This is a genomic window from Chitinophaga ginsengisoli (assembly GCF_003014595.1).
GTDB lineage: Bacteria > Bacteroidota > Bacteroidia > Chitinophagales > Chitinophagaceae > Chitinophaga > Chitinophaga ginsengisoli.
This window is the reverse complement of sequence record NZ_PYGK01000008.1, coordinates 125,382-141,011: the sequence shown is the minus strand read 5'-3', so window position 1 is coordinate 141,011 and position 15,630 is coordinate 125,382. Positions and strand designations below refer to the sequence as shown.

General features: G+C 43.8%; 13 protein-coding genes. 10 read left to right on the top strand and 3 right to left on the bottom strand.

Annotated features, from left to right (window positions below; translation table 11 throughout):
• Positions 1-7: 7 nt before the first annotated feature.
• Entirely contained in the window at positions 8-370 is a 363-nt protein-coding gene (locus CLV42_RS19820; protein ID WP_106603676.1) for a VOC family protein, read from the bottom strand.
• Between the two features lie 250 nt (positions 371-620).
• Here CLV42_RS19820 and CLV42_RS19815 point away from each other — a divergent pair, with 250 nt between their 5' ends.
• The 8 genes from CLV42_RS19815 to ilvN all read left to right on the top strand — a co-directional run bounded on the left by CLV42_RS19815 (position 621) and on the right by ilvN (position 9,738).
• Positions 621-1,490, top strand: a complete 870-nt coding sequence (locus CLV42_RS19815; RefSeq protein ID WP_106603675.1) for a helix-turn-helix domain-containing protein — start codon at positions 621-623, stop codon at positions 1,488-1,490.
• 272 nt (positions 1,491-1,762) lie between these two features.
• Positions 1,763-3,124 carry a TolC family protein gene (locus CLV42_RS19810; RefSeq protein WP_106603674.1) on the top strand — a complete coding sequence of 454 codons (1,362 nt, stop codon included), beginning with the start codon at positions 1,763-1,765 and terminating at the stop codon, positions 3,122-3,124.
• Between the two features lie 15 nt (positions 3,125-3,139).
• A complete protein-coding gene (locus CLV42_RS19805) occupies positions 3,140-4,189 on the top strand; it encodes an HlyD family secretion protein (protein WP_106603673.1) in 1,050 nt (349 codons plus the stop codon).
• The gene (locus tag CLV42_RS19800; RefSeq protein ID WP_106603672.1) at positions 4,186-5,775 is read left to right on the top strand and encodes an MFS transporter; all 1,590 of its coding nucleotides are present in this window, start codon (positions 4,186-4,188) and stop codon (positions 5,773-5,775) included. The genes CLV42_RS19805 and CLV42_RS19800 overlap by 4 nt, the downstream gene beginning before the upstream one ends.
• Positions 5,776-5,885: 110 nt before the next feature.
• Positions 5,886-6,680: an AraC family transcriptional regulator gene (locus CLV42_RS19795; protein ID WP_106603671.1), complete on the top strand. Its 795-nt coding sequence runs from the start codon at positions 5,886-5,888 to the stop codon at positions 6,678-6,680.
• 62 nt (positions 6,681-6,742) lie between these two features.
• The gene (locus tag CLV42_RS19790) at positions 6,743-7,318 is read left to right on the top strand and encodes an N-acetyltransferase (RefSeq protein WP_106603670.1); all 576 of its coding nucleotides are present in this window, start codon (positions 6,743-6,745) and stop codon (positions 7,316-7,318) included.
• Between the two features lie 125 nt (positions 7,319-7,443).
• The gene (gene ilvB, locus CLV42_RS19785; RefSeq protein ID WP_211303493.1) at positions 7,444-9,183 is read left to right on the top strand and encodes a biosynthetic-type acetolactate synthase large subunit; all 1,740 of its coding nucleotides are present in this window, start codon (positions 7,444-7,446) and stop codon (positions 9,181-9,183) included.
• A gap of 9 nt (positions 9,184-9,192) precedes the next feature.
• The gene (gene ilvN, locus CLV42_RS19780; RefSeq protein WP_106603668.1) at positions 9,193-9,738 is read left to right on the top strand and encodes an acetolactate synthase small subunit; all 546 of its coding nucleotides are present in this window, start codon (positions 9,193-9,195) and stop codon (positions 9,736-9,738) included.
• A gap of 143 nt (positions 9,739-9,881) precedes the next feature.
• Here the strand turns inward: ilvN and mug are convergent, their stop codons facing one another.
• A complete protein-coding gene (gene mug / locus CLV42_RS19775; protein ID WP_106603667.1) occupies positions 9,882-10,379 on the bottom strand; it encodes a G/U mismatch-specific DNA glycosylase in 498 nt (165 codons plus the stop codon).
• A 198-nt stretch (positions 10,380-10,577) separates the two neighbouring features.
• Positions 10,578-11,351 (bottom strand): NUDIX hydrolase, encoded by a 774-nt coding sequence (locus CLV42_RS19770; RefSeq protein ID WP_106603666.1) that lies wholly within the window; start codon positions 11,349-11,351, stop codon positions 10,578-10,580.
• Positions 11,352-11,717: 366 nt separating this feature from the next.
• On the opposite strand from CLV42_RS19770, the gene CLV42_RS19765 reads away from it, so the two are divergent.
• Both CLV42_RS19765 and CLV42_RS19760 read left to right on the top strand, forming a co-directional pair.
• Entirely contained in the window at positions 11,718-15,149 is a 3,432-nt protein-coding gene (locus CLV42_RS19765; RefSeq protein ID WP_106603665.1) for a ThuA domain-containing protein, read from the top strand.
• 31 nt (positions 15,150-15,180) lie between these two features.
• A complete protein-coding gene (locus tag CLV42_RS19760) occupies positions 15,181-15,558 on the top strand; it encodes a hypothetical protein (RefSeq protein WP_106603664.1) in 378 nt (125 codons plus the stop codon).
• Positions 15,559-15,630 lie beyond the last annotated feature (72 nt).

Below are 15,630 nucleotides of genomic sequence, written 5' to 3'. Positions count from 1 at the left end.
ATCGCTGTTATAAAGACCAGACCGCCAGTTCATAGCCATCAGGATCTGTAAAATGGAATCGCCTGCCACCAGGAAAGCTAAAGATGTCTTTTGCTATGGTTCCTCCGGCTGCAATAACTTTTTGTTGGGTCAATTCGATGTCTTCTGAATAGAGGACGACTAAAACCGTACCTTTTACCGGTGTTCCGGTAGTGAATCCTCCATCTACATAATCTCCTTCAAACGCAGTATAATCCGGCCCGTAATCGGTAAACTTCCAGTCGAAACTCTTTGTATAAAATTCTTTTGCGCGGTTAACGTCTTTTGACAGGAACTCGATATACTGTACCTGCTCGTGTTTAAATTTGTTTTTAGAATGGGCGTCTGTCATAGATTTAATACATTTTTTTGCGAAGATATGAAAAGAAATCCTGCAGTTTTTTAATGATTCAATGTCGCTCGTATACCGACATGGGGGCAAGCAAAAGGCTTGCTGCGCAATCCCAATTTAACGATTCCGGCCATTCTTTAAAAAATAGCCAGCATAGTCTATCCACCTTTGGAAAGTTGATTACTTTTGAGGTAATATCTGCTGGCATGCGTGTTCCTATGGGCTACGCAGCATGATTAAATTCACGACGATGAGTGATATCAAAACATTTTCACTTTCAAGGCATAGCTGGCTTTTCTCTGTACCTGACAGTAACAAGGATTACCTGTTCGTAAATGAGGGAGAGCCTTATTATGATGAGCCCTACCGGGCAGAAAGCTATGCCATCGTCCTTGTCCGAGAAGGGGGGCTAAGGTTAAATACAGCGCTTGCCTCCTGGGATGTAGATGCGCCATCAATTATAACCCTGGGACCTTCGGTGATCAGATATTTTACCAAGCGCATGGAATCCCTGAAAATGGATGTTATTTTTTTCAAGGATACTTTTTTACTGGAGCAGCATGCGGATGTTTTTTTTCTTTCCAGGTATGATTTTTTTGAAAATAATGATCGTAATGTCCTCCCTTTAAAAGAACCTTTCGTCAATAAATTCAACAAGATATTCGAGTTACTTAAGTTAACCCAGGATACCACCAGTTTTCATTCGGGACCGATCATCCGCAGCTATGTCTTTGCATTGATATATGAGATAGATGCATACTACAGACATTATGCTGTTAATACTCCTCCACAGGCGGAGTCAGAACCTTTGTTTACAAAATTCAAGCATCTGCTTAGCCGCCATTACCTCCAGGAACATAAACTCGATTTTTACGCAAGCCAGCTTCACTTAACACCCAAATCGCTGTCGGCAGCTATAAAGAAACAAAGCGGAAGATCCGCCGGCAAATGGATCGACGACACCATTGTGCTGGAAGCAAAAGTGTTGTTGCAGAATAAGACGCTTACAGTATCGCAGATAAGCGCCATGCTTAACTTCTCCGAACAATCTGTGTTTGGAAAGTTCTTCCGGGCAAATACAGGTATGTCCCCAATTCAATATCGCAAGAAATTCAATTAGTCCAAGTCTTTTGATTTTCTGGTACTTGAGGTGTTTAGACGAATTCCCCATCTTTTTCTGTGCCCGCTTAGGCCATTTCGACGAACATTCAGGTGATTCGGCCCAATTTCTCCCATTGGCTGAAGTGAAATTTGCATTGTTAAACAGAGAGTTTTAAAACAACATAAGGCTACTGCTGCACCGATCCCGGAATAATAGGCCGGATGACGATGCGACGGATATATTGAAAGAATAGTAAGGAAAAGAAAGGAAAGAATTTTAATGAATCATTTATGGATAAATGTTTTTACAGGCGCGGTAAGGTGAGTTTATCAGGAACAATTGTAGCAGTAGGCATTTTTATGCTGATTGCAGTCAGGGGAATGGGTCAGACCGGCAATAATAGCGTTTACAGGCTAACGATAGCCGAGGCAATAGAATTTTCCAAAAGCCAGAATAAATGGGTGCAAACGGCAAACATGGAGGTAAACGCAGCTGACGAGGATAGGAAAGATGTTATCAGGGCAAAGTTGCCAATAGTGAATGTCAACGGATCTTATCAGCGCTTTTCCGGTCTTACACTTTTTACGGATGGACTTAGCCATGCAACTACCGGAGAGAGAAAGCCAACACCTAATTCCGCTGCTTTGGGTATTGATGCATTATTTAACATCTATGGAGGTGGGCGACAACATGCCTTAGAAGAAGAGCAGCACCTGCGGGTAAACCTGGCCCGCCTGAATGCACAGGATCAGTCAGGGAATATCGCCTTACAAACAGCTACACAATACTTAAACCTGGTAAAGCTGAATGATCTGGAGAAATTCCTGGCAGACCAGCTTAACAGGGCCCGGTTCAGACTAAACAATATCAACGCGCTTTACAGGAACCAGAAGGTTACAAGGAGTGACGTGCTACGTGCAGAGGTTAACCTTTCTAACGTGGAGCTTTCGCTCGAACAGAATGAAAATGATATCGCAATAGCAAATCAGCACCTTGACGTCTTGTTGAATGTGCCTGATTCTGTGATAATAATACCGGCAGATTCCGCGGGAATGACGAAACCGGAAGTCAGTTCGCTGCTGCAGCTTACGCAAAGTGCCGAGGTTTCGTCCTATACGGTACAAAAAGCGGCTACAAGCGTGGATGTACAAACTGCAAAGCTCAGGAGTATACGAAGTGCCAACCTGCCCAATGTCAGCTTTTATGCGGCATATGGTCTGAATTATCCCAATTATTTATTCTTTCCACCGGTGAACCAGGCTTATTCCGTTGGCTTCGTCGGTTTGAAAGCGCAGTATGGCATCTCCTCTCTTTATCACAACAAAAGTAAGATAGCTGCCGGCAAGATCCGTGTAAAGGAAGCCGCAATGCAGCGGGAGGCCTATGCCGATAATGTGAGACTGGACGTAAGGTCGCATTATGTAAAGTATGTGGAGGCGCTCAGACGGATTGAGGTGAATGAACATTCTGTTGAACAGGCAGAGGTAAACTACCGGATTATAAACAATAAATATTTGAATCAGCTGGCCTTACTGACCGACCTGTTAGATGCCGATAATCTCTACCAGGAATCGAGGTTTAACCTGATTAAAGCGCAGACGGATGCGCTCAGTATCTATTATCATATACGCTATGCAAGTGGAAATCTATAATCTAAATACTTAATAATGAAAGAAACCAATCATAGAACACATCCGGGCAATATTGTCATTACAGTGATTGCAGTCATCGTGGCAATCGCGGGTGCATGTTATTTCATTCACTACTGGCGATATAGCTTAAAGTACGAGGAAACAAATGATGCCCAGGTAGAATCTTACATCAATCCGATTTCCGCGAGGGCTGGTGGATATATTAAACGTGTTTGTTTTGAGGAGCATCAGCTGGTGAAACAGGGAGATACCCTGGTGATGCTGGACGACAGGGAGTACCGTGCACAGCTTGATGCTGCCGGGGCAGCTGTAGAGGATGCACAGGCACAGTTGACAGTACTTTCAGCTAACATTCATGCGGCGGAAATAAGTACCAGTGTAAACCATGATCAGATCAACGGCGCCAGGGCAAGATATATTCAACAGGAACAGGATATAAAACGGTACACCAACCTGGTAAAAGAAGAAGCGGTAACAGGGGCGGATCTGGAACTGGTGAAAGCGCGTTATGATGTGGCAGAAAGCGACTATAGTGCGGCGCAGAATGGCCTTAGGACCAGCGAAGCGCGGATAGCAGAATTGAAGACGCATTTCGGGTTGTTACAAGCAGATTTAAAGAAAAAAGAGGCAGCACTGGAACTGGCCAGGCTTAACCTTTCTTATACTGTTATCAGGGCTCCTTATTCAGGACGCTTAGGCCGGAAGAACATCCTCGAAGGACAGCAAATACAGCCAGGGCAACCATTGGTGAGCATCATTAATGAGCAGGAAAAATGGATTACCGCTAATTATAAAGAAACGCAGGTGGCTGGAATGTACATAGGTCAGTCAGTAGACATACGGGTTGATGCTATTAATGACAAGGTATTCAGAGGGAAAATAGTGGCTATTGCGGGATCTACCGGGGCGCGGTTCTCGCTGCTGCCACCGGATAATTCCACCGGGAATTTTGTCAAAATTATACAGCGGGTACCTGTCAAAATAGTGTTTGAAAGTAAGGACAGCAGAGATGTTATCCCCGGAATGAATGTTACTGTTGCAGTTAAAAAGAGGTCACAGTCATGAAGCCCGCATATTTTAAACCCTGGATAAAAGATTGGGACTGGGGTGTACGCATCGCATTGTTCCTGATACTGCTCTCTTCCCTGATGCAGCTGGGATTGTTCGCAATGACACAACACTACATTGTTGCCTATCTGGGTGCACAGCCGGAAGATGTCTGGTTCTGCCTGATGTCTACATATGCGGGCATCATTTCTATCCTGCCGGTGCAATTTCGTTTCCTACGGTATTTCGAGGTGAGGAGTTACCTGGCATGTAATCTTATGCTGGCAATACTGCTCAATTGTCTATGTCTATTATGCCATGATATTACACTGTTATTCCTTATAAGGTTTCTTCAGGGATTAGTGCTGGGCAGCCTCATTGTTTCCGTGCTGATCTTAATTTTTTCAAGGGTACCTGCTGACCGCGCACCGCTGATCGGTGCGGCGGTACTCTATCCGACAATACTTGGTAATATCACAGTAGTGGGGCTGTTTGCAGGCTTTGTCGCGGAATCTGCCAGTTGGGAAGTAATATATTATTACTTAATCACTATACAGCTGTCGATGTTAATCCTGACGCTCCTGATGTTGAAACGACATGCCGGGCATAGGCGCTTTCCATTGTATCAGATTGATTGGGCGGGTTTTATTTTGCTGGCCTGTAGTGCCCTGTCGCTCGCATATACCTTCATATATGGCTCGAAATACTATTGGTTTGCAGACGTAAGGATACGTTTTAGCGCCACCATAGCTGTTATAGCAATCCCACTGTTTCTGTACAGGCAGCACATAGTTAAACGCAAGTTGATTCATCCCGGCGTTTTTAAGTCCGTCCATTTCGTGACGGCGCTCTGTTTACTGGCTGTTTATTATGGCACTAAAGACAGTATTAACCTGATATACAACTATGCGTATGGTATACTCAAATGGAGCCCGGTGGAGGTAGGTTTGCTGGGTGTATGCAACCTCGCGGCAATGGCTGGCCTGACTGTATTTTCAGCGCGGGCTACGATTGCCAGAAAATATTCAATCCGCTTTTTTCTGGTAACAGGATTTTCATTACAGGCGATATTTAATATCTGGATGTGGCTTGTATTGACACCAGATATGTCATTTACAGACCTGTTATTGCCGGTATTGCTGCAGGGGGCCGCTTCGGGAATCTTATTTGTTCCGATCATGATCTATGTACTAAGGACAGCCCCGGGTTTCAGTGGTACTAGTGGTATCGTGTTGGCTGCATGTACGAGGTTCTTTGTGACATTGAACTCACTGGCCGGTCTTTACAATCTGCAGCTTTACTTCAACCAATATTTTAAGGAAGGATTTCTTAGTTCCGTGACTTTGGAAAACCCAAATGTAACAGGACGTCTGAATGCATATCGTTCATTGTACACTTCCAGGGGATTTTCGGTGGAGCAGGGAGCGGGTTTAGCGAATGGTGCGATATGGCAAAGCCTGTTGCAGCAAAGTCAGTTACTGACCAATAGGGCAGTGTTTATGACTTTTGCCATTATTCTGATCGCCGCTATGATTTTATGCCTGGTTGTTCCTGCAGTAAGGGAAACATTGCGGCATCGGGGAAAGCGATTGCTTGTGAAATAGCAGCAGTGACAAATATGAAGTATGCCGCAATAGTTCGCCACGGTATGTAAGTGAACTGTCTGCAGCGAATGTGAGATCTTGAAAATACGTGTAATAGAATAATAACTACGATGAGTCTTATAGCGTCTTTAGGAGAAATAGAACGGCACCCCGCGTCAATTTTTGTGATACATGAAAGGTGTGAAAAGCATATTCCTGCCCATATCCATTCCAAGGGACAGCTGTCTTACGTAGACGGTGGATTGGCTTATATCAGGCTTGCTGACAGGTTGCTTGTCATACCCTCGCGACATTATTGTTGGGTGCCGGCAGGCGTTTCACACAGTATGACTATCACACAAAGCGGCACTCATTTAAGGTCTATTCTGTTTGCGCCCGAAGGGGAGAATAAACATGAGTTCTTCAACCGGGTAGGAATTTATCCGATCAACGATTTACTCATTGAAATGATGAGGTTCACGGAGCAATGGCAGGGGCATGTTTTACCGGATGAGGAGCGTTTCGTTTTTCTGCAATCTATCCGGAATATCCTGCCACAAATAAGTGTTAACTATCTTCCGATTGCGCTGCCGTATACAGACAATAAGCGCATGCTGGAGATTATGGCATATATGGAAGGAAACCTGGCGGATAAGCACACATTGGAAGGTATTGGTAAAAGATTCGGTTTGAGTGACAGAACGCTTTCGAGGTTTTTCAGGCGCACATTGAAAATGTCGTTTCTGCAATACTTGAAGCTATTGCGAATGGTGAGAGCCCTGGAACTTATTCAGCAAAAGCAACACACATTAAGTGAGATTGCATATCTGACCGGCTATCAAAGCCTGGCATCCTTTAGTTATACATTTTATCAGATTACCGGAATGCGTCCTTCGGAATTTGCGCACTTAGATTACCGCCCCTGATGCGTTGGGTTGACGCCATTTTTAAGTATTGTATGTATAGTGAAACAATAAAAAAGGAATTTATGATAGACAATATTCAGACAGATATTAAATCGAAAGGTTTAGTTAAGGTAAACAGGATTGTTACCAATTCGTGCATTGGTACAGAACAGAATCTGAAGTTACTGATGCATATCGGTGCGGCAACAGCAAGGGAGAAGTATACAGGTAAAGTGCCTGTGGATCAACTTGAGGGATATATTCAAACTAATTTTAGTTATCAGGCCTTGCGTATCGAGGTAAATAGTATGGCAAACCAGTTTCTGGTCGTTTGGGTGAATGGAGAAGTGGCAGGATATGCCAGGGTGACGTCGAAAGGACAACGGCCAGAGATACTGCAGGGAAAAAGTGTTATAAGGATCGCGGATTTCCGGGTGCTGGAAAGATTCAATGAGATGGAGGTGAAAAATAACCTCTTTGAAAGGAGTCTCAGTCTCTGCCATGCGCAGCAGATCACCTGGATAAGCGAGTTTGCTGACGATGTTGATATAGCTTTTTGGGAAAGTTATGGCTTTGTGCATAATGCGGCGATGACAGGTATAAATGAGTTAGGCTTGCCAGTAGTTTGTCTGCTCAGGAACAGGGAAGAAGGAAAATAGCCCTGGCCGGAATCGTTCAATCTTTGGCGTGTTATCGTAAGAGAAGGTATGCTGTGTGTGCTATTTTTACGAAGATATTCAGATTGAAATACACATACAGTATACCACGCCAAATGATTTATAGTATGGAAATTCCAGATACAAAGACAAATGAAAAAGAAGACACCAGGAATGTGAGAAAGATATCCGGTGCACTGGCAGTTATAGAAGCACTTGTTGCCGAAGAAGCAGACGTAATTTTCGGTCTGCCGGGTGGGGCTAATCTAGCCATTTATGATGCATTGTTTGATTACGAACAGCAACTGAAACATATCCTGGTGAGGCATGAACAGGGTGGCATTCACGCAGCGCAGGGTTATGCGCGGACCTCCGGTAAGGTAGGTGTCGTCTTCGCCACCAGTGGTCCAGGTGCTACGAATCTTTTAACGGGTATCGCCGACGCGATGATAGACAGCACGCCGGTTGTCTGCATTACAGGACAAGTATTTGCGCATTTGTTAGGGTCTGATGCTTTTCAGGAAACGGACATTGTTAATATGTCAATGCCGGTAACAAAGTGGAATTATCAGATCACTAATGCTGAAGAAATTCCTTCAGTATTGGCAAAGGCTTTTTACATCGCACGTAGTGGACGTCCCGGACCTGTGTTGATTGATATCACCAAAAACGCGCAGCTGCAGGAGTTTGATTATCGGGGATATGAGAAATGTCATCATATCCGGAGCTATAGGCCCAGGCCAATTGTTCGTGAGCAATATATTCAACAGGCTGCCGATTTGATAAATACAGCGAAGAAACCGCTAATCGTTTGGGGACAGGGTGTAATATTAGGAGGTGCCGAGAATGAATTTAAAACCTTCCTTGAGAAAAGTGGCATTCCCGGAGCGTGGACATTGCTGGGCGCCGGGGCCATTCCTTCAGATCATGCGCTGAATGTAGGCATGCTTGGCATGCATGGCAACTATGCACCCAACGTGCTGACGAATGAATGTGATCTGCTGATCGCCATCGGGATGCGGTTTGATGACCGGGTGACTGGTCGCCTGGACCGGTATGCAAAACAAGCGAAAGTGATCCATCTGGATATCGATCCGGCTGAGATTGATAAGAATGTAAAGGCGACTGTACCTGTATGGGGCGACTGTAAGGAAACACTACCACTGCTTACATCTTTAATTGACAAGAGAGAACATAAAGAGTGGCTGAGACAATTCCATGCACTTTACAAAGAGGAATTTGAAACAGTCATCTATCCGGAGCTTAATCCTGTGTCCGGAGAAGTGACGATGGGTGAGGTGATCCGTATACTTAATGAGTGTACGAAAGGAGATGCAGTGATCGTGTCTGACGTAGGACAAAATCAGATGACGGCAAGCCGTTATGCGAAATTAAATCATACCCGGAGTAAGGTAACAAGTGGTGGTTTAGGAACAATGGGATTTGCCCTTCCCGCAGCGATAGGAGCCAAGTATGGTGCACCTGAGAGAACCGTGGTGGTTATAGCAGGTGATGGGGGATTTCAGATGAATATACAGGAGCTGGGAACTATCATGCAGAATTCCCTCGATGTCAAAATTATTATTTTGAACAACCGCTTTCTGGGAATGGTTCGCCAGTGGCAGGAGTTGTTTAACGACAGACGGTATTCATTTTCTGATATGGAGAACCCCGATTTTGTTGCAGTAGCTGCTGCTTACGGTATCAGCGGGCGATGTGTATCCGAGCGGAGTGAACTTGATGGGGCGATAAAAGATATGTTCAATAACAAGGGACCATATCTGCTGGAAGTAATGGTCGGAAAAGAGAATAATGTATTTCCAATGGTTCCTCAGGGAGCGGGTATCAGTGAAATAAGGCTTAGATAAATCACAAATATGATTAAACAGGATTCGCCCAGGAAAGAGTATAATCTTACCATCTATACAGAAAATAATGTTGGTTTACTAAGCAGGATATGTCTGATCTTTACCCGTCGTCAGATTAATGTTGAAAGCTTAAACGCATCTCCATCTGAAGTAGAGGGTATTCATCGCTTTAATATTCTGATCTATGAAACGGTGCAGGGAATGAGCAAACTCGCCCGGCATCTGGAAAAGTTGACAGAGGTGCTTAAAGTCTATTACCATACAAATGAGAACGTCATCTGGCAGGAGCTGGCAATGTACAAGGTGGCAACGAACGTCATTGAAGAACACGTCGATGTTGAACGCTTGCTGCGTCGCTATGGTGCCAGAACCGTCGCTATCAGAAAAGAGTATACTGTCTTTGAGGTTTCGGGTCAACGTGGAGAAACAGATGAACTGACAAGCGTACTTCAGCCCTATGGATTGATCGAATTCGTGAGAAGTGCCAGGTTGGCTATTATTAAGGACAGCGAAGGATTTAACCGAAAACTGAGAGAATTTGACGGGATAGTATAAAGGAATATTGAAAATTTTTGAGATAAAAGAATGTTTGTGTGTATGTACCCATTCCTATGGCTTGAATTAACTGCCTCCTCGTTGAGGCAGTTATTTTTTGGATATAGAAGGTCTGACATTGGTCTTATATAGATCTACCGTCGCTACTGTATGTTGCAATACATCTCTCCGTAATGATGTACCAGATCGTTCAATGAAAACCCGCGGTTTAGTCCGCTGGGGTTAGGTAACACCCACGCTTTTGCTCCACAGAAATCTTCAGACTGAAGCCCCCATGAAATACGCTTTTTCCCTGTAAATGCTATATAAGCAGGCTTTCCAAGGAATGCGATGTGTTTGGGCCGGAAATGTATCATTTTGCTTTTGAAAGCTTCAATGGAATGCTGAAACTCCTCATTTGAAAGCTCATCTGCACGTGCGGTCGCTCTTTCTACAGCTGTTGTCAGACCATAACCTAAATTCAGTATTGTCGTATCGTCTACAGCTTTGATTTCATAAGGAGTAAAGCCCGCCAGATGCAGCACTCTCCAGAAACGATTGCTTCGTCCGGAGAAATGATGACCTTCCGCAGCAGATTTCAACCCGGGATTAATACCACAGAAAATCACATGTAGGTCCTGGGCAATGAGATCAGTCAACATTAGTACTATGAATTACGTAGGTTTATATTCGAAGGCTGGCATGAAGTTAGTGCATCCTTTCCGTAAAATGGATATGGATCCAGCCAAAGTTGAATGATGCTATGCAGCCCGTTTTCACAGCGTGCTGCCCTGGAAAGCCACTTTCCGGAGATCAGCACTATCGTGCTAAGTTTCCTGAAACGAAGCATCACATGGAAACTAAAATGCCAGAAAAATGCCTTTCTTTAAAGCGGTGTCATACTTCCTTTTGTCAAACTTATAAAGGTAAGGAGACCGGTGTGCCCCGATACTCCTCGTTTCGTCCAGCTTTTTAACGATTCCGGTTGACATTAACTTTCTTGTGAAGTTCCGGTTATCAAGGGTCTTGTCTAAAATAGTCTCATACAGGCTGTGGATTTCAGGTAGTGTGAATTTTTCGGGCAATAGTTCATACCCGATGGGATAATGATAAATATGATGCTGTAATGCTTTTAGCGCTTCGGCTATAATTAATGCATGGTCAAACATCATGGGAGGCAACTGGGATACCGGCCACCAATCGATGGCCTCATCAAAAGGGGCCTTTTGTACAGTTACCCGGGAAAATTCAGTAAGCGTATAAAAAGCGATGGATACACTGTAATCTAAGATCCAGGAGTCAGCAGGCAATTCCATGCCTATGCTTTCAAAGAATTTCTTTACGATTTCCCTTTCACCTTTGGTTCTTGAAGGATTGCCAAATGACCTGAATTGTTTAAGGAAAAGATTTTTTAACCCCGTCCTCATACATGCAATATTATCTGCCGCTTCTTCAATTGACTCAGTTTTGCGTACATATCCGCCTGTCACTGTCCATTTGGGAAACGAGGTAGGCCGCTGAAGCAATACTCTCAATTCTTTATCATGGTAACCAAAAATAACATTATCAACAGCGACATTCTTAACATAGATTTTGTCATCGAAATACGAGGATTCTAACTCTTTTATATCCATATCACCCTTTATTAGTGTCAGAACTACTCCTTATTTAATTCATTCACAATTGATTGTATGATGGTAGCCGTTTCCAAAGTTACATATTCTGTCATTTTGACGAAATAAATTTTGTTGATTGAGAAACTCCTCTTAGATTTATTCCGTCATTTACACGTTATGGAGAGCAATTGCACAATATATTAGATTGTGCAGTCGGGCGCCCACTATGACAAACCTGTCCCAATATTAACGAATATCATATGCATCTGGTGTTTAGCCCTGTTGATAACGGCAATATGAAAGAAGGCCGATAGCTATTTTAATGTTAAACATTGGCGTTAAGAAAGACAGTCATTAACCATTACCCACATAAATATTGACATCATGGCCCGGAAAAATCTATCGGCTTTTGTGCTGTTATTAGCCATTCTGACCTTCGGATTGAGTTATACTAATGCCCAATCGCTTCGTGTACTTGTGTTTTCCAAGACGGAAGGTTTCAGACACTCTTCAATTGCAGCAGGTAAAGCGGCGTTCACAAAAATGTCAGCCGAAAAAAACTTTGCGGTTGATTTCACTGAAGATGCTTCGCTCTTCAGAACATCGATTTTAAAGCAATACAATGCAGTTGTTTTTCTCAGCACCACTGGCGATGTATTAAATGATGCGCAGCAGCTGGAATTTGAACGATATGTCGAAGCAGGCGGTGGTTTTGTGGGTATTCATGCTGCTACAGATTGTGAATACGACTGGCCATGGTATGGAAGGCTGGCAGGTGCATGGTTTCTGGATCATCCGATGCCTAACAACGTTCAGACAGGTACATTCCACGTAGCAGAGAAAAATAGCTTTGCTACCAAAGATATGCCCGAAACATTCGAACGCACCGATGAATTCTATAGCTTCAAACAAATAGATCCCAGCATACACATACTGGTAACGATTGATGAAAAGAGTTATAAAGGCGGCAAGAACGGTGACAAGCATCCTATGAGCTGGTATCATGATTTTGACGGCGGCCGGTCGTTTTATACCAACATGGGGCATACTGATGAAACATTTAAAGAACCATTATTTCTGAATCACCTATGGGCTGGCCTTCAATATGCCATGAGTGCCACTGCTCCTGTTACGTTGGATTATTCAAAAGCAAAGCCCGAAGAAAACCGGTTTTCCAAAGTAGTACTGGCTGAGAAACTGAATGAACCAATGGAAATTACGGTGTTAAACGACGGACGCATCCTGTTCATTGAGCGGCATGGCGCTGTAAAGCTGTACAACCTTAAAACCAAACAACTGAAGACCATTGCTACGATTCCGGTAAGTACAAAGTATAAAGACAGGGAGGGTAAGGAGTCTGAAGCAGAGGATGGTTTATTGGGATTGAACAAGGACCCGGATTTTGCTTCGAACCATTGGATATATCTGTATTACTCCGATCCTGCTAAATCGCAAAATATCCTCACGAGGTATACATTAAACGGTGATATACTTGATTTAAAATCTAAAAAGGTACTGCTTGAAGTAACCACACAACGTGAGCAATGTTGCCATACGGGCGGTTCAATAAGCTGGGATGGCAAGGGGAACTTGTATCTGTCTACCGGAGATAATACAAGTCCTCGGGCGACTGCCTATGCGCCTATTGACGAACGCGAATTGAGATCACCCTGGGATGCGCAAAAGTCTTCCGCTAATACAAATGATTTAAGGGGCAAGATTATTCGTATCAAACCACAGGCAGACGGCTCTTATACTGTACCGGAAGGCAATCTTTTCCCGAAAGGAACGCCTAAGACCCGGCCGGAAATTTACATTATGGGCGACAGAAACCCATTCAGGATAGCTGTAGACAAGAAATCAGGATTTTTATATTGGGGTGAAGTAGGACCGGATGCAAATGACGCTGATTCATTGAAAGGCCCTGCAGGTTACGATGAAGTAAATCAGGCGAGAAGAGCAGGCAATTTTGGCTGGCCTTATTTTGTAGGGGATAATATAGCTTACGCAAGAGTGAACTTTGTCACCAATGCTGTTGCTGAAAAATTCAATCCCGCAAAGCCTGTCAATACATCTCCCAATAATACTGGCCTGAATGAGTTACCTCCGGCACAGAAAGCATTCATATGGTATCCTTATGGTGCATCGAAAGAATTCCCCCTGTTAGGCAGCGGTGGAAGAACCGCGATGGCCGGTCCTGTTTTTCATAGCGAGGATTTTAAGAATGCGGCACACGCTTTCCCTAAATATTATGATGGCAAATTATTGATATATGAATGGATGCGTGGATGGATCATGGCGGTAACGCTGGACAAGGACGGCAACTACCTATCAATGGAAAGGGTGATGCCCAGCTATAAATTCAGTAACCCGATGGATATGGAATTCGCGGATAATGGCGATCTCTATATGCTTGAATATGGCTCCGGTTGGTTCTCTGCAAATGACGACGCCAGGCTGGTACGCATTGAATACAATGCGGGCAACAGGAAGCCTGTGATCCAGATGTCGACGGATAAATCTGGCGGGGCTATGCCATTAAATATCAAATTGTCTGCAAATGGAACAACGGACCCGGATGGAGATACCCTGAAGTATACCTGGAAGATAACTTCTAAAAATGGCTTTGCGCAGACAATGGCAGGAATGGATGCCGCTATTACTTTTTCAAAACCGGGGCTATATAAGGCCAGCCTGACTGTATCTGATAATAAGGGTGGAGTATCCACACAGTCAATGGAATTAACAGCAGGGAATGAAGCACCGGATGTCAGGTTTGACATTGGTAAAATCAACAGGAGTTTTTATGTAGCTGGTAAATCTTATAAATACAAAGTTGATGTAAAGGATAGGGAAGATGGTACTTTATCTGGTGGTAAGATAAAGCCAGTGAATGTGATTGTAAATATGGATTATGTGATGCCAGACCAGGCGAATGCGATTGTTGAAACAGGTCATAACACACCCACTGCTGCATCCAATAATGCGAAAGGGTTGAAGTTGCTGAGCGCGAGCGATTGCAGATCCTGCCACAGTGATTATAAAAAGTCCATTGGTCCGGCTTATTTTGCTGTATCTAAGAAATACCAGGGCAATAGTAGTATAGTTGAAAAGCTGGTAAAGAAGACGATATCCGGAGGAAAGGGTGCCTGGGGGGATGTGCCAATGCCTGCACATCCGCAGCTGTCAGCAGATGATGCCGCCGAAATGATTAAATACATTCTGAGCTTATCCACGCCGAAACCTGCCGTTAAATCATTGGCGTCAGAAGGAACGTACACGGCAAAGATACCAGCGGGCGATAAAGGTAATGGTATTTTCGTCTTTAACGCAAGATATACCGACAGAGGCAATAATGGCTTACCAGGTATAACATCTATAGATTCTATCACGCTGCGTAATCCAAGTATTAATCCTACAAAATATGATATCGTAAAGGATGCTACCAAGATGAGCTATGGCGGTAACAGCTTTATTATTCCAACGCAGGGCAGCAGCTACATAGGACTGAAGCATACCGACCTGACTGGTATTACCGGTATAGAATTTATTGCGATGGCGCCCAAAGCACAGTTAAATGCTGCAGGTGGTATTATTGAACTTCACATAGATGATCCGAATGGTAAATTGCTGGGACAAACACCGTTTATCGGCGATGCACAGGGTGCTTCCATATTCAGCGGTAAACCAGTGCAATTACCTGTTACGGCGACAGAAGGTTATCATGATATATACCTTGTATTCAAAAATAAAGACGCAGCGCCCGGATCTTCTCTGATGGTGGTATTGAATACCACATTTAAAATGGCAGACTAATTAATACTTTTTAAACCCAATTTCCAAAGTTATGAAAACACTAAGATCAATTTTTATCGCATGCTTACTGGCCATCGCATTTTCATCCTGTGCTCAGGGACAAGCCAAAAGTGGCGCCGACTTTTTTAGTGGTAAATGGAATGTGCTGGTGAAAGGAACACCTCAGGGCGACTCTAAAATGCTCATGCATCTGGAAAGTAAAGAAGGAAAACTAGCTGGGAATATACAAGATACTACAGGTAAAGAGATAGCCAAAATTGATTCTACGCTGCTGGCAGGCGAGGAAGTGACTGTTTATTTCAATGCAAGTGGTTATGACGTCTATATGAAACTGAAAAAGAAAGACGACGATCATGCTGAAGGTGGTCTGCTGGATATGTTTGAAGCATTCGCAGACAGAGTAAAATAAATGGTGATAGGCTGTCTGGTGATTCCTGACGGCGGAGAAATGACCAATGATGGCTAACAAATGGATATGTTT

Bases quoted from the DNA above. Each gene is read 5' to 3' on its own strand.
- CLV42_RS19760 (WP_106603664.1), top strand. From the start codon at position 15,181: ATGAAAACACTAAGATCAATTTTTATCGCATGCTTACTGGCCATCGCA.
- CLV42_RS19820 (WP_106603676.1), bottom strand. From the start codon at position 370: ATGACAGACGCCCATTCTAAAAACAAATTTAAACACGAGCAGGTACAG.
- CLV42_RS19795 (WP_106603671.1), top strand. From the start codon at position 5,886: ATGAGTCTTATAGCGTCTTTAGGAGAAATAGAACGGCACCCCGCGTCA.
- ilvB (WP_211303493.1), top strand. From the start codon at position 7,444: ATGGAAATTCCAGATACAAAGACAAATGAAAAAGAAGACACCAGGAAT.
- CLV42_RS19765 (WP_106603665.1), top strand. From the start codon at position 11,718: ATGGCCCGGAAAAATCTATCGGCTTTTGTGCTGTTATTAGCCATTCTG.
- CLV42_RS19770 (WP_106603666.1), bottom strand. From the start codon at position 11,351: ATGGATATAAAAGAGTTAGAATCCTCGTATTTCGATGACAAAATCTAT.
- CLV42_RS19790 (WP_106603670.1), top strand. From the start codon at position 6,743: ATGATAGACAATATTCAGACAGATATTAAATCGAAAGGTTTAGTTAAG.
- CLV42_RS19810 (WP_106603674.1), top strand. From the start codon at position 1,763: ATGGATAAATGTTTTTACAGGCGCGGTAAGGTGAGTTTATCAGGAACA.
- ilvN (WP_106603668.1), top strand. From the start codon at position 9,193: ATGATTAAACAGGATTCGCCCAGGAAAGAGTATAATCTTACCATCTAT.
- mug (WP_106603667.1), bottom strand. From the start codon at position 10,379: ATGTTGACTGATCTCATTGCCCAGGACCTACATGTGATTTTCTGTGGT.
- CLV42_RS19805 (WP_106603673.1), top strand. From the start codon at position 3,140: ATGAAAGAAACCAATCATAGAACACATCCGGGCAATATTGTCATTACA.
- CLV42_RS19800 (WP_106603672.1), top strand. From the start codon at position 4,186: ATGAAGCCCGCATATTTTAAACCCTGGATAAAAGATTGGGACTGGGGT.
- CLV42_RS19815 (WP_106603675.1), top strand. From the start codon at position 621: ATGAGTGATATCAAAACATTTTCACTTTCAAGGCATAGCTGGCTTTTC.